Raw genomic sequence first — 23862 nt, 5'->3', positions numbered from 1 at the left:
AAAATGTCGGGAACCTCGGGTCGGGCCGCGCCGGCGGCGTCAGAACGTGATCGTATGCGTGAGCGAGAACATCCGGCCGCGTCCGGCGAAATAGTTCTTCCAGAAATCGATCTGCGACCAGCTGAGGATGTAGTGCTTGTCGGTCAGGTTCTCGATGCCCAGCGACAGGCGACCATAGCGCTCGAAGTCGTAGTTCACGGTCAGGTCGAACAGGGTGTAGCCCTCGGTGTGCTCCTCGGCCCAGGCCTGGTCTTCCGGCAGGCCCTCGTTGAGGTCGCGGTCGAACAGCATGGTCGCGCCGAGGGTCACGTCGCCGCGCGGCAGGAACCGCCAGCTGACCGCCGCCGACAGCTTGTCCGGGCTGATGTCGTTGATGCCCATCTCCCGGTCCAGCGGACCGTCGCCGCCGAAGGTGGTCTTGCCGCGGATGCGCGAGTACAGCGCGGTCAGGCGCCAGTCGTCCGAAGGCCGGAACTCGCTGGAGGCCTCGAAGCCCTTGATCTCGACCGGCGCGCGGCTGAGGATGAAATCCTCGGTGGCCGGGTCGACGATCAGCGACGAGCCGAAGTCGGAATTGCTCTCGTAGTACGAAGCGCCCAGGCTCGCGCGTTCCCCGCGCCAGTTGAAGCCGATCTCCCGGTTGTCGACGACGATCGCCTGCAGATCCACAATGCCCCCCACCGAAATCGGCGGATCGTTCGGGCAACCGTCCGGCTGGATGCCAGGCTCCGGGGTATCGTTGGAGCACTGGATGTTGCGCAGCGGGATGCCGACGTTGGGCAGGCTGAAGCCCTCGCTGTACGAGGCGTACACCGACCATGCGTCGGTCATGCGCCAGATCGCGCCGACGTTGGGCAGGTTCTCCTGGTAGTCGAGCGTGCCGCCGCTCACGAAACGTCGATCGCGATACCACGTGGTGGTGTAGTCGTCGACCTCCAGTTCGCCGTCCTCGCGGCGCACGCCGCCGCTTACGGTGACCGGACCGATGTCCCAGGAGAGTTGGGCGTAGGGCGCGGTGCTCTTGTAGACCATCGGCGGCACCCAGACGCGATTGGTGATGGCCAGGCGTTGCTGCGCTTCGTCCTCGACGACGTCCACGCCCGCCCGCAGCTCCAGGCCGTCGACGTCGAACAGCGACGAGTGCGTCCACGACACCCGCGCGCCCCTCTTCTCGGTCGCGATCTCGGACTGGTCGATCAGCTCGCCGATCGGGGCGATCTCCGGATCCTGGCGGTCGATGCCGTCCTCGGCGGGATAGCGCATCGCCTGGCTGGCACGGTAGACGTCGGCCGTCAGGCTGCCGCCGAAAAGATCGGCGTTGCTGTAGGAAAGTGCGTACTGGCGGAAGTCGTTGAACTCGGTCATCGAGCCCAACGGCGGGATCCGCACCGAGGAATCGGTGATGCCCTGCTCGCGATCGCCCTCGACCCAGGAGTAGTTGCCCTTGCCGGTGATCTCGAAGCGGCTGGCGGAGAGCTGCAGGCGCTGCATGCCGGCCTCGCCGAAGTTCATGCCCCACTTCAGGAACAGGTTGTCGGCCTCGCTGTCGTTGGTCGAGCCGCTGGCGTTCATGCCCACGCGGCGGCCGTTCGCGTCCCAGGCCATGCCGCGGTCGAGGAACGAGGTCGCGGCGAGCAGGTCGTAGCCGTCGTTCTTGTGGGTCACCGTGAGCCCGGCCTTCCAGGCGTCGCTGTCCTCGCGGAACTGGGTGGAGTAGCGCGAAGTGAGCGTGGCCTGCGTCCCCTCCTCGGTCGGGGTCTTCGACAGGTAGTTGATGATGCCGCCGGCGGCGCCGATGCCCTCGGCCGCGGACGGTCCGCTGATCACCTCGATGCGGCCGACGATGCCCATGTCGGTGAAGGTGCCCGAGCGGTTGCCCTCGCGCAGCGGCGACCCCTGCGGGATGCCGTCGAACAGGCGCAGCGCGGTGCGCCCGCGCAGGGTCTCGCCGAGATTGCTCATCGCCTGCGAGGATTCCGAATAACCCGGCACCGACCGCGCCAGCACCGCGGTGGCGTCCTCGCTCAGTGTCAGCGAGCGCTGCACTTCCTCCTGCGACACGATCGTGACCGCGCCCGGGATCTTGTCGACGGCCCTGGGGCTGCGCGATCCGGTGACGACCATGCGGTCGAGATCGGTCGTGGCGGTCGTCGCGTCCTCGGCGGTCGTGTCCTGTGCGGCGTCCCCGCCGTCCTGCGCATGGATGACGGGTGCGGCGGCGAACAGTGCACATGCGATCGCGACGGAGAGTGGTGTCTTCATTGAGTATTGTCTCTGCTGGTTCGGGTGGCCCCCGGTATGCCGCGAGGGCAGCCCGTGCTCGTGCGACAGGGCGGCAGGCATTCCGCCGCCGCTTGCATCGCGACGCCCTCCCGGCGCCGACCCGATCGGGTCGCAGGCAGCGTATGCGTAGCGTCGACAGCGTCACACCGGCGCGGACTATGTTCAGAGATCAGGTTTTCTTGCCTATCAAGCGGCAAAAGATTTGCTGCGATGCAGCAACAGCGAAAGCGATGATGCGCCTCGTAGGAGCGCGCCATGCGCGCGATGCCGGCGCCGTATGACAATGCGGTAGCGGCTTCGGACATGCTGCGGCTGCCGAAGTCGCGTGGACCGGGTCGACGATGCCGGTATCGCGCGCATGGCGCGCTCCTACGGATCGACGGTCTTGCGGGCCTCTTCGAGCAACACATTGACCAGGCGGATCCGTACGCTCGAGCGCGACCACACCGCGCCGATGCGCCGCGGCTCCACCAGCCCCGGCAGCGGCATCCGCACCAGGTCCAGCCCTTCCGGCCACGGCCGCGCCCAGTCCGGTACCAGCGACACGCCCAGGCCGCGGTCGACCATCACCGCGATCGCGTTGAGCGCATTGACCTCGAAACGCTCCAGCGGTGTGATGCCGGCCTGTCGCAGGTACTCGTCGGCCTGGCGGCCGCCCCACTGGTTGCGGTCGTAGCGGATCAGCGGCTCGTTCGCCAGCAGGTCGTGCGGATCGCGGTCGGCGAGGCGCCGCGGCGCCAGCACCACCAGCGGCTCCTCGCGCAGCAGCTGCCAGTCGCAGGTCTTGGGCAGCGCGTACGGCGCCTGCAGCACGATCGCCGCATCCAGGTCGCCGGCCTCCACCGCCCGGTACAGGTCGGCCGAGTACCCGGGCCGGATGAAGACGTTGATCTGCGGGAACGCCTCCACCATCCGTGCCAGGACGTCCGGCAGGATGCCCGCCAGTCCGGTCGGACAGGCGCCGATCCGCAGCTCGCCTGCCAGCGTGCTGTCGTTGGCCACGCTGCGCAGGTCGGACACGTCGCGTAGCAGGTCGCGGGCGCGCGCGAGGATCCGCGCGCCCGGCTCGGTCACGCTGACGGTGCGCCCGGCGCGCGCGATCAGCGGCGCGCCGATCTCGCGCTCCAGCGTGCGGATCTGCTGCGCCACCGCCGCCGGGGTGATGTTGAGCAGGCGCGCGGCGGCGGCCATCGAACCATGGTCGGCGACGGCCACGAAGGTCTTGAGGAATTGGGTGTCCACGTCGCCGCTCCGGAGTCGATGGCCTACGCTACCGGACCGGCAGCGCGCGCGGGAGCGCCGGAAGTCCTGCATCGGCGGGGGCATGGCCCCGCGCTCATGGCCTTCCGTCGGCCGAGGGCCTGTTAACGCTTATGGCGCATGCCGCGCCGGGCCTGCGGGCGTGCGGGGCAAGGAAGAACGAGGGCGCGTATGTCGATACGCAACCGAGTGATGACGCCGCCCCGTGCATCCGCAGGCCCGGCCCTTCGGGTGGCTTCCCAATGGCCGCCAGCCGGCGCCGCGCCGCTTGACCTTGCAGGCAGCAAGGCGCTGCGCGACGCAGCACCACCTGGCGGCCATTGGGAAACCACGCGGCATGCGCCATAAGCGTTAACAGGCCCTAGGGATCGTGAACGGTCAGCCCGGCCAGCGACTGCGCCGGCGGCGGGAAGAAGAGGCTCGCCAGGTAGCCCACCACGATGCAGACCAGGATCGAGATCGCGAGATAGAAATAGGAGTGCACCAGGTCGACCGACCAGGCCGCCAGTGTCAGCAGGATGGCGCTGGCGATGCCGATCGCCACGCCGGGAGCATTGGCGCGGCGGGTGAACATGCCCAGCGTGTAGGCGCCGGCGAAGCCGCCGCCGAGCAGGCCGAAGAGCTCGATCGAGACATCGAACAGCGAATGGATGTCCAGCCGCGACAGCAGCAGCGCCAGGCCGATTCCCACCAGCCCCACCAGCACGCCGGCGATCTCCGCGAAGCGCACGCTCGCCTTCTGCGTCGGATGCTTCGCCAGCCGCTCGTAGAAGTCCACCGATGCCAGCGTCGAGACGCTGTTGATGATGCTCGACAGCGTCGACATGGCGGCGGCGAAGATGCCGGCAACGATCAGCCCGGTGACGCCCATCGGCAACTCGGCGGCGATGAACAGCGGAAACGTCGCGTCGATCGGCAGCAGCGGATCCATGCGCTCGGGATGCGACTTGTAGTAGACGTACAGCGCGGTGCCGATGCCGTAGAACAGGCAGCCGCCGGGGATCATCATCGCCGCGAACATCCACACCGAGCGCCCGGCGTCGCGGCCGGACTTGGTCGACAGCACGCGCTGCATCAGCACCTGGTCCTTGGGGAAGGTCAGCACCACGTCGAACAGCACCAGGAACAGGAAACCCCAGACCGTCGCCTGGGTCAGGTCGAAGCTGAAGTCCAGCAGCTTCATCTTGTCCTCGGCCATCGCCGTGGCCATGAACTCCGGCACGCCGCCGTCGATATGCAGCAGGATGAAGCCGATCGCGAACAGCGCGCCGCCGAACATCACGAACACCTGCACGAAATCCGTCCACACCACCGCCTTCATGCCCCCGAGCGTGGTGTAGAGGATGGTGAAGCCGCCCATGATCAGCACGCTCCAGACCACGTCGATGCCGGTGATGGTGGCGATCGCCAGCGATGGCAGGAACAGGATCACGCTCATGCGGCTGCCGATCTGCACCAGGATGCACAGGGCGCTGGCGATCATGCGGATCGCCGGGTGGAAGCGCGTCTCCAGGTAGGTGAACACCGACATCAGGTCCAGCCGCCGCAGCAGCGGCACGATCCACACCGCCACGAACATCAGCCCGAACACCGCGATCAGGTTGTTGGTCAGGTACTGCCAGTTGCTCTCGAACGCCTTGGCCGGGATGGCGATGAAGCTGATCGAGCTGACGTTGGTGGCGTACAGGCTCACGCCCGCCACCCAGAACGGGATCGAGCGGCCGCCGACGAAAAAGTCCGCGGTGGAGGCATGGCGGTCGCGCGCGTAGAAGAACACGCCGATGCCGACCATCGCCGCCAGGTAGAACGCCATGACGATCCAGTCGAGCCAGCGCAGCAGCAGCCGGCCGGACTCGATCTCCGAGACCGCGAGCCGCGTGGTGCCGGCGGCGGTTTCACTCCACAACAGGCCGTTCTTCCAGGCCGTCGCCGCGCGCACGTCCCCGACCCGGCCACCCGGCGGGGCCGCCCAGGCGCCGGTGATGGCGTGATAGCTCATGACCGCGGACGCGCCGCCATCGTCGACGACGAACAGCAGGTGCGCCTGGCCGATCGCCCGGCCGGCGCCCGGCAGGATCCGTCCCGGCGCATCGCCGAGCGCTTCCCAGCCGGCGTCCGGCGACCAGCGCAGCAGCCGGTCGGCACCGCCGTCGTCCGCGTGTGCGGCAGCGAGGTAACTCGACGTCGCGGTGGCGACCATCGCCCGCGGCGCGCCGCCGCCGGGCCATCCATCGCGAACGCGCCAATTGTTTCCGCCGGCAGCGAGCGTCAGCAGCCGCGGCTCGCCTGCCTCATCCATACCCGCCAACTGCAGGGCTCCGCCGCGTGCGGCACCCTCCGCCTGTGACAGTGCCACCGGCAATCCGGGCAGGGCCTGCGATGCCAGCACGCCGCCTTGGAGTGTCAGACGCAGCGCGCGGTCGATCTGCCCGGGCGCGGCCCGCGGCGCGAGCAGCAGGAACGTCATGCCGTCCGAAGAACCGAAACCGCCGGCGACGACGGTGCCGGCCGGTGGATACCACGACGCGCGGCGCCACTGCCCGTCCTGCAGCAGCCAGGCTTCATCATCGGCCAGCGCGACCGGCGTTCCCGCCACGGCGACCAGCACCTCCAGCGCCGGCGCGTCCGCCGGCCACGCGGCCACTGCGTTCGTGCGCAGCACGGACAAGCTTTCCGCTGCCGCCGCAACATTCGCCAGCGCCAGCAACGCGATCGCGACCAGCAGCCGCACCGCGTGCCGCGCCCGGCCGCCCGTGCCGCTGGGCGGAGTTGGAGTCGTCGGATGGATGGCGCCGCGACGGGGCGCCCGGTGACCGGCAGACGACGGCGGCAAGGCCTCAGCGCGCCGCATCGTTCCCGCCGGCTCCGGCGGCCTCGGCGAGGATCGCCTGCGCGCGCCTGAGGAACGGCAGGTCGATCATCTTGCCGTCGACGACGAAGGCGCCGCGGCCTTCATCCGCCGCCCGCGCCGCCGCGGCCACGATCCGGCGCGCCTGCGCCAGGTCCGGTTCCGCGGCGCGGAAGATCTCGTTCGCCCAGGCCACCTGCCGCGGATGCACGCAGCTCTTGCCGCGGTAGCCCAACCGCCGCGCGAGTTCGGCCTCGGCACGGAATCCCGCCTCGTCGTCGAGCAGCGGATAGGCGCTGTCGCAGACGAACCGGCCGCTCTCGGCGGCCGCCACCCGCAGCGCGAACAGTGCGGCGTGCACGTTGTCGGCGCTGCGCCGCTCGATCCCGTGCGGCTCGAACAGGTCGCCGAGCCCCAACTGCAGCCCCGCCACGCGCGGATGCGCGTCCGCGATCGCGGACGCCCGCCGCAGCGCCCGTGCGCTTTCGATGTTGACCAGCAGGCCGATCGGCGATATCACGCCGTTGCGGCGTTCGGCCTCCTCCAGCGCCGATGCGGCCTGCCGCACCTCATCGACGCCCTCCGCCTTGGGCAGGTTCAGCATGGCCACGCCTGGGCGCGCGAACGCGTCGAGATCGGCGGAGAAATGCGGCGACGCCAGCGCATTGACGCGCACGATCACCAGCTTTCGCGTGCGCGCCACCGCCCCGGAACCGAGGAAATCGGCAATCTGCGCGCGCGCGCGCGCCTTGGCCGCCTCCGGTACCGAATCCTCGACGTCGAACGACACCGCATCCGCGCTCCCGGCGAACGCCTTGGCGAACAACTCCGCCCGCGAGCCCGGCACGAACAGCTTGCTACGCATGGCGCGGCCCCTTCATGGCGCGCAGTGTGCGGGAACGGAACGCGATAAAAAATCGCTTCGCCCATTTTCAAACGTCACTTTTTCTTCCGTGCCGGCGCTCGCGGCATTCGCACCGGAAGACTGCTCCGACTGGGCTGCCGCGACCGGTCCGCGGGTCCTTCCACACAGCCGTGGGCGTTCGCCGGAGCGGCGGAACGAAGGTCGTCAGATCTGCCCGAGCGACGTCGGGCGGCCAAAACGCGAACGGCGCCGCCTGCGAAGGCCGCGCCGTTGCTGGGGAATCCCACCGATCGCCGGTGGTGGGCGGTACAGGGTTCGAACCTGTGACCCCTACCATGTCAAGGTAGTGCTCTACCGCTGAGCTAACCGCCCGGATGCCTGCGCGGAGGGCCGCGCAGGGCCGCGAATTCTACCCCGGCGGTCCGCCCGCCACAACTGGCGTCCGCCCATCTCCCGTAGGAGCGCGCCATGCGCGCGAAACCCGCGCCGTATGGCGGTGCGGGAATGGCTTCGGACACGTTGCGGTTGCCGAAAGCACGCGGGCCGGGGCCAGGACGTCGGCATCGCGCGCATGGCGCGCTCCTACGGGGCACGGCCAATTCAGCTGATCAGCGTGGCCTCCTTCAGCCGGTGGATGCGGTCGCGCACCTGCGCCGCCTCCTCGAACTCGAGGTCGCGGGCGTGTTGGTACATCTGCTGCTCCAGCGCCTTCAGCTTGGCCGCCAGCTGCGCCGGGCCGAGCTTGGCGTAGTCCTCGGCCTCCTCCGCCACCCTGCGGCCCTTGCCGCGGCCTCGCTTCTCCAGCGCCGGCTCGGGGCGGGCGCCTTCCATGATGTCCATGACCGCCCGGGCGATCGATTTCGGGGTGATGCCGTGCTCGAGGTTGTACTCCACCTGCTTCTGGCGGCGGCGGTCGGTCTCGTCGAGCGCGGCCTGCATCGAGCGCGTCACCCGGTCGGCGTACAGGATCGCCTTGCCGCGCAGGTTGCGCGCGGCGCGGCCGATGGTCTGGATCAGCGAGCCGGCCGAACGCAGGAAGCCCTCCTTGTCGGCATCCAGGATCGCCACCAGCGACACCTCCGGCATGTCCAGGCCTTCCCGCAGCAGGTTGATGCCGACCAGCACGTCGAACTTGCCCAGCCGCAGGTCGCGGATGATCTCCACCCGCTCCACCGTGTCGATGTCCGAATGCAGGTAGCGCACCCGCACGCCGTGCTCGCCCAGGTACTCGGTCAGGTTCTCGGACATGCGCTTGGTCAGCGTGGTGATCAGCACCCGGTCGCCCATCGCGACGCGCTCGCTGATCTCGCCGAGCACGTCGTCGACCTGGGTCGCTACCGGGCGGATCTCGACCTCGGGATCGATCAGGCCGGTCGGCCGCACCACCAGTTCCACCACTTCGCCGTCGGACTCGCGCCGCTCGTACGGGCCGGGCGTGGCCGAGACGAAGATCGTGCGCGGCGAACGCTCCTCCCACTCGTCGAACTTCAACGGCCGGTTGTCGAGCGCCGACGGCAGCCGGAAGCCGAACTCCACCAGCGTCTCCTTGCGCGAGCGGTCGCCCTTGTACATGGCGCCGATCTGCGGGACGGTGACGTGTGACTCGTCGATCACTAGCAGCGCGTCGGGCGGCAGGTAGTCGTACAGGGTCGGCGGCGGCTCGCCCGGCAGCCGCCGGGTCATGTGCCGCGAGTAGTTCTCGATGCCGTTGCAGAACCCGACCTCGGCCATCATCTCCAGGTCGAACTGGGTGCGCTGCGCCAGCCGCTGCGCCTCGACCAGCTTGTTCTGCGCGTACAGCTGCTCCAGGCGCTCCTTCAGCTCGACCTTGATCGTCTCCACCGCGTTGAGCACGCTCTCGCGGGTGCTGGCGTAGTGGGTCTTCGGGTAGACCGTGTAGCGCGGCACCTTGCGCTGCACCTCGCCGGTCAGCGGGTCGAACAGGCTGAGGTTCTCGACCTCGCCGTCGAACAGCTCGATGCGCAGCGCCTCGGCGTCGGACTCGGCCGGGTGCACGTCGATCACCTCGCCGCGCACCCGGTAGGTGCCGCGGCGCAGCTCGGTGTCGTTGCGGGTGTACTGCAGCTCGGTCAGCTGGCGGATCAGCGCGCGCTGCTCGATGCGCTCGCCGCGGGCCAGGATCAGCCGCAGCTTCAGGTAGTCCTCGGGATCGCCCAGGCCGTAGATCGCCGAGACCGTCGCCACGATGATCGCGTCGGGCCGCGACAGCAGCGCCTTGGTCGCCGCCAGCCGCATCTGCTCGATGTGGTCGTTGATCGAGCTGTCCTTCTCGATGTACGTGTCCGACGACGGCACGTAGGCCTCGGGCTGGTAGTAGTCGTAATAGCTGACGAAGTACTCGACCGCGTTGTGCGGGAAGAACGCCTTGAACTCTCCGTACAGCTGCGCCGCCAGGGTCTTGTTCGGCGCCATCACCAGGGTCGGCTTCTGCACCGACTGGATGACGTTGGCGATGGTGTAGGTCTTGCCGGAGCCGGTGACCCCGAGCAGGGTCTGCCGGGCCAGCCCGGACTCGAAGCCCTCGATCAGCCGTGCGATCGCCTGCGGCTGCTCGCCGGCGGGCGCATACGGGGCGACCAGGCGGAAGCCGGTGGATTGGTCGGTGTCGTTCATCTGGGGGAGGTCGGGGGCGGACAAACGACCAGTCTAGACCCATCACGAAGATGGAGACATGACCGCGACCGGACAACTCGTCGATCGCAGGATCGGTGGCAGGGTGCGCCTCCTGCGCGCGGTGGCGTGTCGGGTTGATGATGGCTCGCGGCAGGTCACCGCCGCGTCTGGGACCTACGACCAGGTCGGGACTTTTCCTACGCCGACGCCCGGAATCGCCGATACCGCCCAGCCCCGCCAGCCTTCACCCTGCTGCTTCTACCCCCGGCAGGAGGCCGAAACCATGACCCGCAAGGACGCAGGATTCACCCTGATCGAGGCGATGACCGTGATCGCGATCGTGGCCGTGACCCTGGCCGTCGGCATTCCGGCATTCGGCGGCACGTTGCAGCGGCACCGCGTCCGCACCGCCATGCATCTGCTCAGCGCCGACATGGCGATGGCGCGCAGCACCGCGATCATGCGACGCGGCCAGATCGTCGTCTGCCCGCGCACCGCGGACAACCGCTGCCGTGATGACCGGGACTGGCGGCACGGCTGGCTGGTGTTCACGGACGAGGATCGCAATCGCCAACCCGACGGGACAGGCGACATCCTGCGCGTCCGCGACGCTCCCTCCGGAACGGATTCGGGCCTGACCCTGACGTCCTCACGGCGCTTCTTGCGCTACCAGCGCGACGGCCGCAGCGCCAACGCCAACCTGACCGTGCGCGTCTGCGCCGGGGAGCGTCTTGCCGGCAAGGTGATCGTCAACAACCTCGGCCGCGTACGCAGCGCCCGGCCGGTCAAGCCCACCCCTTGCCCACGCGGCTGACCAAGCACGCCTCGGCCGAAGAAACCGTATCGCAGGCCAGGCAGGCACTGGAACGCGGGTGTCGACCGACATGTGCCGTGGGGCCGGAAGCATCGTCCGTTCTTCGCTTGCCAAATCGTATCTAATTGGATACAATTCGCCCAACTGCCTACCTGGTCGAGCAGTCTGAGACCTTCGCCGAATGGCACGCCGGTCTGCGCGACCTGCAGGCCCGCATCGCCATCGCACGGCGGATCGAGCGGATGGCTGCCGGCAATCTCGGCGACGCGAAATCAGTCGGAGGTGGCGTATCGGAGTTGCGGGTCGATGCAGGTCCCGGCTACCGCGTGTATTTCACCCGGCGCCGGGGCGTCGTGGTGATCCTGCTCTGCGGCGGCGACAAGCATAGCCAGACGGCGGACATCAGGCGGGCGCGACGATTGGCAGCGGAGAGATGATGATGGCCCGGAAACGGCTCCCTTTCGACATGGCGGCGCACCTGGACAGCCCGGCAGCGATCGCCGAGTACCTGAACCAGGTGCTGGCCGACGGCGACACCGACGAACTGGTGCGTGCACTTGGCCATGTCGCCAAGGCGCGCGGCATGACCCAAGTGGCCAAGGACGCCGGCCTGGGCCGCGAAAGCCTGTACAAGGCACTGGCGCCCGGCGCCAAGCCGCGCGCGGAGACACTCTTCAAGGTGATCCGCGCCGTGGGCGTGCAGTTGCACGCCGGAGCGGCGTAATGTCAGCTGACCGGCACCTTGACCCGCGCCGACAAGCCACTAAAATGACCGTCCCCGCCCGAATAGCTCAGCTGGTTAGAGCACTTGACTGTTAATCAGGGGGTCGTTGGTTCGAGTCCAACTTCGGGCGCCAGATTGAACAAAAAAGCCGCGGAGCGATCCGCGGCTTTTTCGTTGCCTGCTTCAGGGCGTACTGCCGAACTGGCACTCGTCATCGTTCCCTTTTGAGTGCGTCCGGACACCAGCGGAATTGATGGTGAGCACACCGCACCTGTCGATGGCCTGCGGGCTGCCGCTCGCCGGGGTCGCCGCGATCTCGAACTCCGCCGCCTCCTCTTCGGTAATGGCCAGGGTGTAGAACACCGTTCCTCCACCACGTGGCGACTCGAGATCCCCCGTCGCCAAGGAAGCCTCGAAACCTTCATACGTGTTGTTGACGGAGTGAAAGCGCTCCGCCCGCTGCGCCAGTTCCACCAGGTCGACCTTGACCTGCCCACGTCGCGACTTGCGCACCTGCTCCTGGTACGAGGGATAGGCAATCGCCGCGAGGATCGCGACGATCGCAACCACGACCATCAGTTCGATCAGCGTGAACCCGCGTGGCCGCCGCGGTGATCGGCGGCTCGAACGCTTTCCCGTGGCCGTGCTGGCGAGTTCCATCCTCTTTCCCCTAGTCATCGGATCTGGCGCCAGGACTGCCGGCCGCAGGCGCGCGGCAGGTACAGCGCCGGAGCGCCGGCCACCTGGACGATCATGTTGCATTGCGCTTCGAGCGCCTCGTCCAGATCATCGGGATCGGCACCTGCGCTCAACGGCGGAATGCGCGGCGTGGACATCACCTCGACGTCCTTCACCGGTGCCGTGCCGCCGGTATCCAGCGCGATCGCACCGGTTCCCTCTTCGTACGACTCGCCATCCGGAGCGCCCTGGCGCACGTTCGACAATGCCGCGGCGCCGCTGAGCGCATTGAGCCCGAACAGGGAGTTGAACCCGGCGGTCGAGCAGCCGTCCACCTCCGTCGGCGAATAGGTGGGGATGAAGATGACACCGCTCTCCACCCGCGGATAACCCACCGCGCGTTCGCCCGCCGGCAGATCGAGATACCAGCCACGATGCGCGGCCCCCATGGTGTTGGTCGACACTTGACGGGACTCGTCGTCTCCGGGAACGCCAACGATCTGCTCCAGCAGATTGCTGCGGGTCAGTGTGACACCAGCGCCACGGTCGACGATGCCGTACAGGGACTGGATCGAATCGTCGCTGGCATCGCTGACGAAGGAGAAGCTGCCGGTCCCGAAGAACAACATCACGCCACCGCCCGGACCCGCGGCCGCGGTCAACCCGCCCAGGATCGGCTGACGGTAGGTCTCACCGTCTTCTTCGTGCTCCAACGTAGTGAACAGCGGTGTATCGATTGATCCCATGCCGTTGGCAGCTGCCGGCAGGTCGTTGCGCAGGTCGAACTTCCACACCGCGCCCTTCTGGTCGGCGGCGTACACGGTATCGGCGAAACCGTCACGTGCCGGGGTGGTGAGTCCGGTGCCGCTCCAGCGGTCGACCGCGACCAGGTTGCCCAGGCCGTTGCTGCCGGCCGGGGCCCCGTCTTCCACGGCCTCGATCATGCGGATACCGGGCGAGCCGGTATCGATGTCGACCACGAACAGTACCGCCTTGCCGCTGGTGCTGCTGTAGCCGTTGCCGAAGATGGCCTTGAAACTGACGTCCCCAGCCGCGTTCTTGAACGGCACGATGACCGGCTTGCCCAGCACGTGGCCGATGTTGTCGCGCACCGTGGCGTGCAGGTTGGCGTTGATGTTGTTGATCTCCCACAGCCGCGCACTGGAGGAGAAAGAGTTGGTCGATCCGGCGGTGGCCGCCGCCGACACGTCGAGCGCGAAGACGCCGCGGCCACCCGCACCGGTAGTGCCCACCAGTACCGTCTCCCAGGCGCCGGCGTAGTGCGCATCGCCCACCGTGACAGGACCGTCCACGTAGTAGCGGTGCTGGAACTTCTGGTCGTACCCGTCCTCGGGGTCATGCGGGAACAGCAGGTTGCCCATGTGACCGAGCACGACCTGCGGGATGTAGGCGAACCGCTCGACTCCGCCGTTGGAATCCTGCACGCCGTTCACCCCCATGCCGCCGTCGAATGCGTGCAACATCCCGTCGTTGGCACCTGCATACACCATCACCCGGCGATCGTCACGCTTGTCGTCCAGGTAGCCCGCATAGCTGCTTGCCCACAGGGTGTGCGCCAGCGAACGATACCCATAGTCGTCGGTCGGCGCACTTACCACCGGCGTGGAGTTGACGATGTCTCCGAGCAGGGTAGTGCGGTCGCGCAGTTTCCCACCGTTGGATTTCTCCAGGCTCGCGTCGCCGCGAAGATAGTTGATGGCGTCGGTCTCGCTGATGTCGATGCGACTGCCGCTGTCGCCGAAATAGGAGGAGTACGGATCGCAGCGCGACATGCCGGGCGCGGAGCTGTTGCACAGCTCGGCTCCGCTGACGTTGGCGGGTTCGAACGTCTGGGCGCCCGTGTCCCGGCCGACCCAGATTCTCCGCGAAGCCGCAGCCGGCAGCTCCGAGGCGGCCTCCCATGCCTCGGTCTCCTCCACCGCGCGAGACACCGGATTGAGCTTGAGGGTGTAGCCCCGCAGCCTGCTGAACCAGTCGGTGCCCTCGTTCTCGATGGCGTAGGTAGGTTCCACGGATAGCGAGCCTGTTCCGAGCCGGGCGCCTGTCAGGGCGATGCTCCCGGACGGCGACTGGCCGGAGCTGACCGAAGCCAGGATGCGGCGCATCGCCTCGGTGATGTCCGACGGCGTGCGCGCGTTGATGTATTCGCCGCGGGTGTTCACCGTTGCGTGCCAGATATCGTCGATGGTGCTGCGATTGTCGTTCTGGCGTGAAGGCCAGTTGTTGTAGATCGCAGCGTCCTCGTAAGGATCCTGCGTTTCGTCGTCTGGATCGAAAAGATCACCCCGGCCGCCCAAGGTGACGCCATAGAAGTTGACGTGCAGGTTGTCCTGGCAGTTGACCTCGGAATCAGCATCACCGCTTTTGCAGGACTCCGGCACCGGCACGTTGTGGGCGGGGTTCATGTCAGGCCTGATCGGCGACTGTCCGCCATTGTCCAGGTAGTACTGGGTAACGATGTCGGCCATCGTGTCGGAGTGGCCGTCCTGGAACGGCGCGCCCATCGTGCCGTCGAGATTTCCGACGGTGGGTCCGTCCTGATTGCTGTAGCCGTCGGTGAACAGCATCAGCGCGTTTCGCTGGCAGGACAGCTGTACCGGTGCGCCACCTCGCTGGTCGTCGGTTCTCCTGAACTGCTCGGCTGCAGCGGCGACCGCCTGCCTGTTCGGAGTGCTGCCGTTGGCGGGCAGACTGATCATGTCGGCATAGAGCAGCTCCCGATCTCCGCCATCGGACTTGTCGGCCGTGTCGCGCATGAACACCCGCTCGTTGCCATTGGCGAGCGGATTGTCGTGGCTGCCGTGGCTGTTGATGGTGAAGAAGCCCACGCGCATGTTGTTGACCGCCGCCATCGATCGCGTCATGCCGGCGATCATCGCGCGGTTGCGGTTGCCGTAGAACGTGAACCAGTTGGCGAAGTTCCGGTGCGCCTCCGTGTTTGGCTGGATCCGGTGGCGCCACATGTGGCATCCGGTACCGCAGGCGTCGTCCACGCGTTCACGCGGCGCGGTGGTCGAGTTGTAGGCGTTCGGCGTTCCCTGCAGCTGCGGCCACGGATCCGTATTCGACGTCCAGCGCATGTAGAACGTGGCCGGCCAATAGCCGATGTAGACGGCGCAGTTCGCGGTCATCACGTGACCGGCCGCTTCACCGACCGTATGCCAATCGTTGCCGCCGGAAAGCCCCCCGCACCCTCCCCAGCCGGTGGTCCGGTAGCGCGTGCCTTGCGGAAGCCTCATTCCCGTCCTGGTCTGGAATCGCGAGCGGTCGTTTGCTTCCTCCAGCCAGTCCGCCAGCGCGAGCGTCGCTGTCTGCCGCGGGTCGATCCGGGTGTTGGGAATGCTCGCCTCTTCGTAGGGGTCGCCGTTGCTCTTCAGCCACGGCTGGTAATCCAGCGTGGGGTCGTAGTAGGCAGGATTGAACTCGGACGAGCGGGCGAAGCCGTAATTGTCCACTGGCGGAATGCCGTAATGGCCGTCGCTGATGCGCGGCCCGGTATAGGAATAGGCGAAACTGCACGTTCCGCTGGTCCTGAGGACGCCAGGAGAACTGAAGAAGCTTCCGCTGCTCCAACATGCGTAGCCGTCCCTTCCCGGAAACTGATTTTGGAAGGTCATCGAACCAGAGTCGTCCACCGCCATGATGAACGCCGGAGGGATCTGCACCTGATTGTTGAGCGGCGCCTGCGCCAGCGCACCCTGGCCCTGGACGGCGAAGACCGAGTAGATGAAGTAGCCCGCCGCGCCCAGCGTAGCGAGGGCCGCGGCGGAGATCAGCTTGATGCGACGGGAAGCCATGGGTCGCGGTCCTCAGGGCCTGAAGATGGTGTCGATGGTGGCCGCCGAAGTCGCTTCGGGGCGCGGGATGCCGATGTCGGGATCGAGATCCGCCTCGTCGGTGGCGAAAGCGGTGATCTGATAGATCGGATTCGGGTCCTCGTTGAGAGGCCTGCCCATGTCCAGCGAAGTATTGCCGCTGATGCAGGGGCCGATGAGGCGGGTATTGACGCTGGTGACGGCATCCATCTTCCGGTCCACATCCCATTGCAGCGGGTCGAAGCCGTCGTCGCAAACCTGGTTGGGCGTGACGGGGGCGCAACCGGGCGTGGTGGTGCGGTTGACCAGGTCCTCGATGGCGCATTCGGTCGCGCGCGCGATGCCCTCGGCATTCTGGAAGGCGATGTTGACCGCACGGTAGTTGGCGGACATGCGCTCCTGCATGCCAGCGACCTGCATGCCGACGATGCCGATCAGGGCCAGCAGCACCAGCATGATCAGGGCGATGTAGAGCACCGCGCCGGACTGGGCGCGCGCGTTGCTGCGGAGGGCGGAAACCGGACGTGTCATCGCTGCTGTCCTCAGTTGCCGTAGAGACGGTTGCGCAGGGCGACGGTGGATTCGTAGCCGCTGCGATACAGGCCGTCGTTGTCCGCGGGCGGAGTGAAGTTCACGCCGAGCACGTGGCGGTCTGCGGCCTGCTCCGCCGCGGCGCGGTTCGGACTGCTGGCGAGCAGGCCGACCTGCACCATGCCCACCCGGCGCCAGTCCAGGTCGTCCCAGCCGGCTTGGGCGATGTCGAGATTGTCGATGTAACCCGTCGGGGGCTTGGTGTCGAGTTCATCCTCGCGGTCGAGGCCGAAGACGAGTTGCATGCTCGCGATGCCTTCCACCAGTTCCTCCTCGGAGTACTCCGCGCCGTTGTGATAAGCGCGGTACAGGGAGGGTTGTCCGCCGGCACCGGTGGATACGTAATAGACCAGCGACTCGGCACGGTAGAGCATCGTCTGGCCCGAGGGTTGCGGCGTATAGCGACCGACCAGGTCGGTGTCCTGCGAGGCTCCCGGTTGGGTGACGGTGACCACGGCGTCGGTGCCGCCGGTCGAGGTCCCCTCGAAGACGTCAACATGGCTGCAGTCGGCGATCCCATACAAGCCCGGATCGGGACGGCCACCGGTGATCAGTGCGTCCCAACGACCGGTCGCGAGGGTCAGCTCCTCGGTCGGGCCGACATCGGCGATGCCGGTCACCGGCGCGCCCACGTTGCCGAGATAGCGCAGCACCAGCACGTCGCTACCGGGAATCGGCTGTGGAGAGAGCGTCCCCAGCCCTCCGGGAAGGGCGCCCAGGGCGGGGGCGCTGCCGATCTCCAGCGTGTCGCCCGGCGCCGTGCCCGGCGCCTCGAAACCGGCAATGGACACGGTGAAATTGAGCGGATCGTACAGCGCCGTCGCGCCGAAATGGGTGCGCATCGCGCCCGGGGTCTGCAGGTGCGACTGGTCGTTGACACAACCGAAGTGTCCGGCCATGCGCAGGTCGCGCTGGATGAAGTCGAGCGCGAAGCGCGCATTCTCCTGCACCCGGGCCATGCCCTCGGACATCTGGTAGGCGGTGCGCGAGGCGGCGAACACCTGGACGAGGCCGAGGATCAGGAGGCTGCCGATCAGCAGCGCGATCATGATCTCGATCAGCGACAGGCCCTGCACGCGCTGGTGACGGATTCTCACAGGTAGGTCTCCACCTCGAACGTGGTCTGCGGATCGGCGGTGAAGCGTTCGCCCCAGGTGATCTCCACGCTGGCCAGGCCGCTGGCCGGATCGTAGGCCACCACCGCGCTGGCTTGCGGGCCCAGCGATTCGGCGACCTGGCACTGCCAGCGCTCGATCACGCCGTCGTCGCCGGTCACCGTGATGGCATCGTCGACAGTGCGGACACATGGACCCTCGGGCGCTTCGCCCGGATCGAAGCTGGCGGCGGGGTAATCCGCCGCCGACAGGCTGTTGACGCGCATCTGGTCGAGCAGCTCGTTGGCCAGGTTGGTGGCGCGGGTGCGATAGTCGGCGCTCTGGGTGTAGCGCAGGTTGAGCGTCTGCAGCAGCGCGAAGCCGAGCAGCCCGAGCGCCAGCACCAGCAGCGCCACCATCACCTCGATCAGGCTGAAACCGCTCGCGCTGGCGCCGCCGCGGAAGCCGCCGCGACGGATGACGTTCAGGTGCATGCGCTCTTCTCCATACGGACCTGACCTGTGGCGGTGATTTCGATCGTGCGCACCAGGTCGTGCCCGGTGGGGCAGTCGACCGGCTGCACGGTGAGGTCGACAGAATGGTCCTTTGTCCGACCGCGAGAATCGAACAGGATCATGTTCTCGTAGGTCACGCCGCCGTCCGATTCAGCGACGATCTGCAGCTTGTCGTTGCCCTCGACGTAGCGCAGCAGGCGGTCCTTGGGATCGTCGATTTTTTCGTCGCCGTTCCAGTCCAGCCACACCATCCAGCCGTCGTCCCAGGAAGTGCCGTCGCAGTCGCTTCCGTCTGACGTGGTGCAGACGAGCGCCCCGCCGGGACTGCGGAGCGCCTCCGAGCGTGCCAGCGACAGCGCCCCGACCAGCTCGTTGGTGGCGGTGGCGACGCGGTTGGAGCGCATCGTCCCCTGGAAGCTGGGCAATCCGATCGCCAGCAGGATCGCGACGATGGCGATCGTCACCATCAGCTCGACCAGCGTGAACCCCCGATTGCGCATCCGATCTCCTCCCCTGCCCGCCTGGACGGGTGCGCAGGTAGCCTATACGGCAGATGCCCACGTGCAACCGCAGGAGGGACAGGCGGTCGTCTGGCCCGACGAACGCGGGCCATGGCGGAATCCGGAGCCGGATAGCGGCAGACCACCGCCCCGCCAGCCAGGCTACCGCGGCACCTGTGTCAGGCCAGCACCTCGTAGCACGGCCGGTACTGCCCCGAGATCTTCATCCGCCGCTGCTCGACGAAGGCGCGCAGCAGGGCGTCGAGGGCCTGCATCATGTCGGTGTCGCCGTGGATCTGGAACGGGCCGAACTCCTCCACCCGGCGCATGCCGTCCTCCTTGACGTTGCCGGCGACGATGCCGGAGAAGGCGCGGCGCAGGTCGGCGGCCAGCTGGTGCGGCTTGCGGCCGTGGTGCAGGTCCAGCGCGGCCATCGCCTCGTGGGTGGGCACGAACGGCTGCTGGAACTCCAGCGGGATCTCCAGCGACCAGTTGAAGTAGAACGAATCCTGCTGCGCGAGGCGGTGCTCGCGCACGCGCTTGACGCCCTCGGCCATGCGCCGGGCCACCTTTTCCGGGTCCGAGATGATGATCTCGTAGCGCGAGGTCGCCGCCTCGCCCAGGGTCAGGCGCAGGAACCGGTCGATCTGCTCGAAGTAAGGCGCCGAGGCGGTCGGGCCGGTCAGGATCAGCGGGAACGGCAGGTCCGCATTCTCCTCGCGCAGCATCAGCCCGAGCAGGTACAGGATCTCCTCGGCGGTGCCGACGCCGCCCGGGAACACGATGATGCCGTGGCCGAGGCGGACGAACGCCTCGAGGCGCTTCTCGATGTCCGGCATGATCACCAGGTGGTTGACAATCGGGTTCGGCGACTCGGCGGCGATGATGCCCGGCTCGGTGATGCCGATGTAGCGCGACTGGTAACGGCGCTGCTTGGCGTGGGCGACGTTGGCGCCCTTCATCGGCCCCTTCATCGCGCCCGGGCCGCAGCCGGTGCAGATGTCGAAGCCGCGCAGGCCGAGCTCGTAGCCGACCAGCTTGGTGTAGTCGTACTCGTCGCGGTTGATCGAGTGCCCGCCCCAGCAGACCACCAGGTTGGGGTCGGCCGGCTGCAGGATGCGCGCGTTGCGCAGCAGCCCGAACACGGCGTCGGTGATGCCGGAGGTCGTCTCCAGGTCGACGGCGTCCTCGCCGAGCTCGATCGCGGTGTAGGCCAGGTCGCGCACCACGGCGAACAGCAGCTCGGCGATGCCGCGGATGATCTCGCCGTCGACGAAGGCCATCGCCGGCGCGTTGACCAGCTCGATACGCACCCCGCGGTCCTGCTGCAGCACCTGGATGTCGAAGTCCGGATACAGCTCCTGCGCGGCGCGCGGGTCGTCCGAGGCGCTGCCGCTGGTCAGCACCGCCAGCGCGCAGCGGCGCAGCAGGTCGTGCATGCCGCCATGGGAGGCGTCCTTCAGCCGCGCCACTTCCTCGCGCGACAGCACGTCCAGCCCGCCGCGCGGGTAGATCCGCGCGTTCACCACCGGCATCGCCCTCGATGCCTTGATCTCGCCTGCCATAGCCGCCGTTCTTCTTGGTTGGGGCGGCACTGTAGCGCAGCCCCGACCGGAAAAGGAAACGGCCGGGCAAGCCCGGCCGTTCCTCGAATCCCTGTTCCGGCGTGGATCAGAACTTGTAGCGGAAGCCGAGCTGCAGCGCCCAGCGCGACTGTCCGGTGTTGTCGTACAGGCGCTCTTCGAAGACGCCATCCGCGTCGAAGTCGTAGATGTACTGGCCGTCCTCGTTGATGCCGTTCATGCGGGCGACGCGGCGACCGTGCGGGAAGCCGATCTCGTTGGCGGGCCGGGCAGGCCGTCCTCCACAAACAGGAACGGCCGGGTTGCCCGGCCGTTCCGCATTGCAGGATTGACTGCGGGTCAGAACTGGTAACGCAGGGTCAGCATCGCCGACCAGCGCGATACCACGCGGGAAGGATACGAGCCGCTGGCGTCGTACGGAGTCAGGCTCTCCCACGTCGGGTTGTCGGCGCTGCCAAGGTCGTACGTATAGGTGCCATCGGCGTTGACCGATGCCAGCCGGGCCAAGTAGCGGGTGTTGTCGGAGAAGGTCTCGCCCATCGTCTCGCCCCAATCGCTGTTCAGCAGGTTGAGGAAGTTGTAGATGTCCAGTCGGACCACCGTCTTGTGTTCCTCGAAGAAGCCGGGAAGTTCCTGCTGAAGACTGACATCGATCTGGTTCACCCACGAGTAACGGTCGCCGTTCCGGTCCGCGATGCCGCCGCGGCGCGCGGCGAGGTACGGGTTGTTCGAAATGAACTCGTGGAAAGCCGCGATCTGCTCGGGCGAGGCCGAGCCGTAGCTCACGATCGGATCGCCGACCATCGGGATGTACGCCGGATCCTGGAAGATCCCATCGCCGTTCGTGTCACCGTTGACGGTCCAGGTGTACGGCAGGCCGGAACGACCGTTGTAGTACGCGGCGATGCTGGTCTTGTAGTTTCCGAACAGCGCCTTTTCCCAGCCGAGCGTGGCCTTGATCGAATCGCGGACCATGCGGCCGGCCCTGGTGGTGATCTCCTGGTTCGGATTCACGCGCGACACGTACTGATAGCTGGACCAGGCCTGGGAGCTGCCGTCCGAGGCGACTTCCTCTGCGTCGGTGAAGGTGTAGCTGAGGCTGCCGAACCAGTTTTCGGACAGGGGCTTGTTGAGGGCGAACGTCATCGAGGTGGCCGAACCCTTGTTCGTATTGCCCATGACCGTGGAGTTGGTGGTGAAGTCGGGGTTGGCGCCGCAGGTCCGGTTGCTGCTGCTGGTGCTGCCGAGCTCGCACCAGAAGTACTGACGTCCATCGGCCAGAGTGCCCTGCGCGGGGCCCAGGTTCAGCGCCTGGTAGAACACGGCGTCCTTGGCCTGGATCTGCTGCAGCTCGACCGTACCGATCAGGCCCATCCACGGCAGTTCCGTGTCGTAGCCGAGGCTGAACTTGTAGACGGTCGGCAGCTTGAAGTCCGGGTCGATCGAGTCGATCTGGAACGAAGGCGATCCACCCCCCGGCACGTTCTGGTTATACGGATCGGGGCTGAACGGCGCGTCGGCCGGGTCGAACGAGCGGTACGACAACGCGGTCACACCGTTGTTCTGGTAGGGATTGGCCAACCAGACGAACGGCGGGATGCTTTGGAAGACGCCCGCGCCACCGCGCAACTGCGAATACCGCTCGGTGTCGAACATGTAGTTGAAGGACAGGCGCGGCATGACGACCTTGTTGTCCGAACCCAGCTTGTAATCGTTCGGGAAACCGAAGGCCTCTTCGAAGCCGGGGGTGCGGACCGGGGCCTTGTCGGCTTTGGGGATGTTCATGCGCACGCCGTAGGTCAGAGACAGGTTGTCGGTGACCTGCCAAGTGTCCTGCAGGAACGGGCTGAACTGGCTATAGACCAGCGCGGCAGCCGTATCCGTCTCGGTGAAGCCGGCGGACGGGCGACGCAGGTTGTACACGTCGTAGTTGCCCGCGGCGAAATCGTCGACGCTGGCGAACACGTACGAGCCGTGCAGGTCACGCCCGTACAGGTTGAACACGTCGTGGCGCAGGTAGTCGAAACCTCCCTTGATCGCATGGTTGCCGGCGTAATAGGTACCGAACGCAGACAGGGTATAGCGCTCGGTGTTGATCTGGTTCTCGTGGCGGTTGTTGTCCTCACCGATGAAGATCGAACCGCCGTTCGCGGTCTCGATCTCCACTTCCGGCTGGTCGATCGGGTTGCCGTTGACCTGGTCGAACTTCTGGTGGCTGAGCTTGACCTCGGTGGAGAAGTTATCGGTCCAGTCGCTGAACAGCTGCAGCGACGTGTTCTTGGTGATGTTGTCGATGTTGTACCAGTGGCTGGACAGCACCACGGTGTCGGAAAACGCGTCGTACGGCGACGGGCGGAATTCCTCCGTCTGCTGGTAAGTCAGGCTGGCACGGTGGAAGTCGCTGATGTTCCAGTCCAGCTTGACCAAGTAGCGCTCGTTGTCGAGATTGACGCCTCCGGAGCCGTAGGTACCGGGCTCCATGCCCAGGGCGCTGGCGGCCGCAATCGCGTCCTCGAGTTCCCCGGGATCCACAAAGCCATTGGTCAAGCCGTCGGCCGTGGACGCGCCACCGAAATCGGTGATCTCCTGCTCTTCGTACGAGGCAAAGAAGAACAGCTTGTCCTTCACGATCGGGCCACCGACGGTGAAGCCCATGGTCGTATCGGTGTCGAACAGGCTGTAGTCGTCCCCATCGCGGCTGCCGACCATGTCCTCGGCGTTCTTGTACACGTAGTACACGGAGCCGTGGAATTCGTTCGTGCCGGACTTGGTGACCGCGTTGACGGTCGCACCCACGGTGTCTGTCGCGACGTCGTAATCGGAAATCTTGATGTCGTAGGCGGCGATGGTGTCGACCGAGATCGGGCTGCCGGTATACGGCATGCCGTTGCTGTTCAGGCCGAAGGGATCACCCTGCGACAGTCCATCGACGGAGATGGTGTTGTAGCGATTGTTGACGCCGGCGACGGAGATCGCGCCGCTGGCCTGGTCGGTCACCGAAACGCGCGGATCCAGACGCGCGACATCGTCGAGCGAACGGCTACCCTGCGGCAGGAGTTCCATCTGGCGCCCGCTGACCGAGGTGCCCACGCCCTTGTTGTCTGCGTTGAACGTGCCCAGCAGGCGCGAGCCGGTGACCGCGACAGTCCCCAGCGTCGTCGCATCGACGCCGAGTTGCGCGTTGACGGCGTTGACCCTGTTCAGATCGAGATAGATGCCTTCCTCGGTATCGGTACCGACACCGGCCTTGTTGACAGTGATCGTGTAGGGGCCGCCCACGCGCAGGCCGCGTGCGTCATAGCGTCCGCTCGCATCGGTCGTGGTCCGGTTCACCGTGCCCGACTCGGTATGGACGATCGTCACCTCTGCACCTGCGACCGGCTGGCCATCGGCTCCCATCACCTGACCGCCGACACCGGCGGACGTGCTTTGCGCAAAGGCGGGCGCTGCGGCGAGCGCGACGATCAGACCGAGCGACAGCTTGGAGAGTCGGACGCGGTGCTTGTGAGTCATTGTCGATAACCTCGGATACGTGGGTGGCGGCCACACGTGCGTGCGCGCGGCCAGTTTCTGGCGATGCGGAAAATGGGAGCCCCGGCCGCGAGACGCGAATGCAGGCGCAGCGGTTAACTTCAGA

General features: G+C 67.0%; 17 protein-coding genes and 2 tRNA genes. 4 read left to right on the top strand and 15 right to left on the bottom strand.

All coding sequences use genetic code 11. The features are described 5' to 3' along the window. Window positions 1-39 precede the first annotated feature (39 nt). The 6 genes from AB5T46_RS03060 to uvrB form a co-directional block, all read right to left on the bottom strand. Window positions 40-2262, bottom strand: a complete 2223-nt coding sequence (locus AB5T46_RS03060) for a TonB-dependent receptor (RefSeq protein WP_370562352.1) — start codon at window positions 2260-2262, stop codon at window positions 40-42. A gap of 390 nt (window positions 2263-2652) precedes the next feature. Beyond that, the gene (locus tag AB5T46_RS03055; RefSeq protein ID WP_370562351.1) at window positions 2653-3525 is read right to left on the bottom strand and encodes a LysR family transcriptional regulator; all 873 of its coding nucleotides are present in this window, start codon (window positions 3523-3525) and stop codon (window positions 2653-2655) included. A gap of 379 nt (window positions 3526-3904) precedes the next feature. Beyond that, window positions 3905-6205, bottom strand: a complete 2301-nt coding sequence (locus AB5T46_RS03050) for a sodium:solute symporter family protein (protein WP_370562350.1) — start codon at window positions 6203-6205, stop codon at window positions 3905-3907. 175 nt (window positions 6206-6380) lie between these two features. Further along, on the bottom strand, window positions 6381-7256 hold the full coding sequence (locus AB5T46_RS03045) for an HpcH/HpaI aldolase/citrate lyase family protein (RefSeq protein ID WP_370562348.1): 876 nt from the start codon (window positions 7254-7256) through the stop codon (window positions 6381-6383). 297 nt (window positions 7257-7553) lie between these two features. Next, window positions 7554-7628 (bottom strand) — tRNA-Val (locus AB5T46_RS03040). A 228-nt stretch (window positions 7629-7856) separates the two neighbouring features. Beyond that, entirely contained in the window at window positions 7857-9890 is a 2034-nt protein-coding gene (uvrB, locus tag AB5T46_RS03035) for an excinuclease ABC subunit UvrB (protein WP_370562347.1), read from the bottom strand. A 58-nt stretch (window positions 9891-9948) separates the two neighbouring features. On the opposite strand from uvrB, the gene AB5T46_RS03030 reads away from it, so the two are divergent. From AB5T46_RS03030 to AB5T46_RS03015, 4 genes are all read left to right on the top strand, one after another. Then, window positions 9949-10704 carry a GspH/FimT family pseudopilin gene (locus AB5T46_RS03030; RefSeq protein WP_370562346.1) on the top strand — a complete coding sequence of 252 codons (756 nt, stop codon included), beginning with the start codon at window positions 9949-9951 and terminating at the stop codon, window positions 10702-10704. Window positions 10705-10829: 125 nt separating this feature from the next. Further along, window positions 10830-11141: a type II toxin-antitoxin system RelE/ParE family toxin gene (locus AB5T46_RS03025; protein WP_370562345.1), complete on the top strand. Its 312-nt coding sequence runs from the start codon at window positions 10830-10832 to the stop codon at window positions 11139-11141. Window positions 11142-11143: 2 nt separating this feature from the next. Further along, a complete protein-coding gene (locus AB5T46_RS03020) occupies window positions 11144-11428 on the top strand; it encodes an addiction module antidote protein (RefSeq protein ID WP_370562344.1) in 285 nt (94 codons plus the stop codon). Window positions 11429-11484: 56 nt separating this feature from the next. Further along, window positions 11485-11561: transfer RNA gene (locus tag AB5T46_RS03015), tRNA-Asn, on the top strand. Between the two features lie 50 nt (window positions 11562-11611). On the opposite strand, the gene AB5T46_RS03010 is transcribed toward AB5T46_RS03015, so the two are convergent. The 9 genes from AB5T46_RS03010 to AB5T46_RS02970 form a co-directional block, all read right to left on the bottom strand. Beyond that, the gene (locus AB5T46_RS03010; RefSeq protein WP_370562343.1) at window positions 11612-12088 is read right to left on the bottom strand and encodes a type IV pilin protein; all 477 of its coding nucleotides are present in this window, start codon (window positions 12086-12088) and stop codon (window positions 11612-11614) included. Between the two features lie 14 nt (window positions 12089-12102). Then, entirely contained in the window at window positions 12103-15924 is a 3822-nt protein-coding gene (locus AB5T46_RS03005; protein WP_370562342.1) for a pilus assembly protein, read from the bottom strand. Window positions 15925-15936: 12 nt separating this feature from the next. Beyond that, window positions 15937-16473 carry a pilus assembly PilX family protein gene (locus AB5T46_RS03000; protein WP_370562340.1) on the bottom strand — a complete coding sequence of 179 codons (537 nt, stop codon included), beginning with the start codon at window positions 16471-16473 and terminating at the stop codon, window positions 15937-15939. A gap of 11 nt (window positions 16474-16484) precedes the next feature. Next, a complete protein-coding gene (locus tag AB5T46_RS02995) occupies window positions 16485-17630 on the bottom strand; it encodes a PilW family protein (RefSeq protein ID WP_370562339.1) in 1146 nt (381 codons plus the stop codon). Then, window positions 17627-18121 (bottom strand): type IV pilus modification protein PilV, encoded by a 495-nt coding sequence (gene pilV / locus AB5T46_RS02990; protein ID WP_370562338.1) that lies wholly within the window; start codon window positions 18119-18121, stop codon window positions 17627-17629. Before pilV ends, AB5T46_RS02995 begins: the two co-directional genes overlap by 4 nt. Continuing rightward, a complete protein-coding gene (locus AB5T46_RS02985) occupies window positions 18112-18642 on the bottom strand; it encodes a GspH/FimT family pseudopilin (protein WP_370562337.1) in 531 nt (176 codons plus the stop codon). The genes pilV and AB5T46_RS02985 overlap by 10 nt, the downstream gene beginning before the upstream one ends. Before the next feature lie 179 nt (window positions 18643-18821). Beyond that, window positions 18822-20207, bottom strand: a complete 1386-nt coding sequence (gene ppnN, locus AB5T46_RS02980; protein ID WP_370562336.1) for a nucleotide 5'-monophosphate nucleosidase PpnN — start codon at window positions 20205-20207, stop codon at window positions 18822-18824. A gap of 106 nt (window positions 20208-20313) precedes the next feature. Beyond that, window positions 20314-20445, bottom strand: coding sequence for a hypothetical protein (locus AB5T46_RS02975; protein ID WP_370562335.1), 132 nt, complete (start codon window positions 20443-20445; stop codon window positions 20314-20316). Window positions 20446-20564: 119 nt separating this feature from the next. After that, on the bottom strand, window positions 20565-23738 hold the full coding sequence (locus AB5T46_RS02970) for a TonB-dependent receptor (protein ID WP_370562334.1): 3174 nt from the start codon (window positions 23736-23738) through the stop codon (window positions 20565-20567). Between the last annotated feature and the right edge of the window lie 124 nt (window positions 23739-23862).

Source organism: Luteimonas salinilitoris (genome assembly GCF_041300785.1).
GTDB classification, from domain to species: Bacteria; Pseudomonadota; Gammaproteobacteria; order Xanthomonadales; family Xanthomonadaceae; genus Luteimonas; species Luteimonas salinilitoris.
The sequence above is the reverse complement of the archived record's forward strand: the minus strand, read 5'-3'. Positions and strand labels throughout refer to the sequence as shown.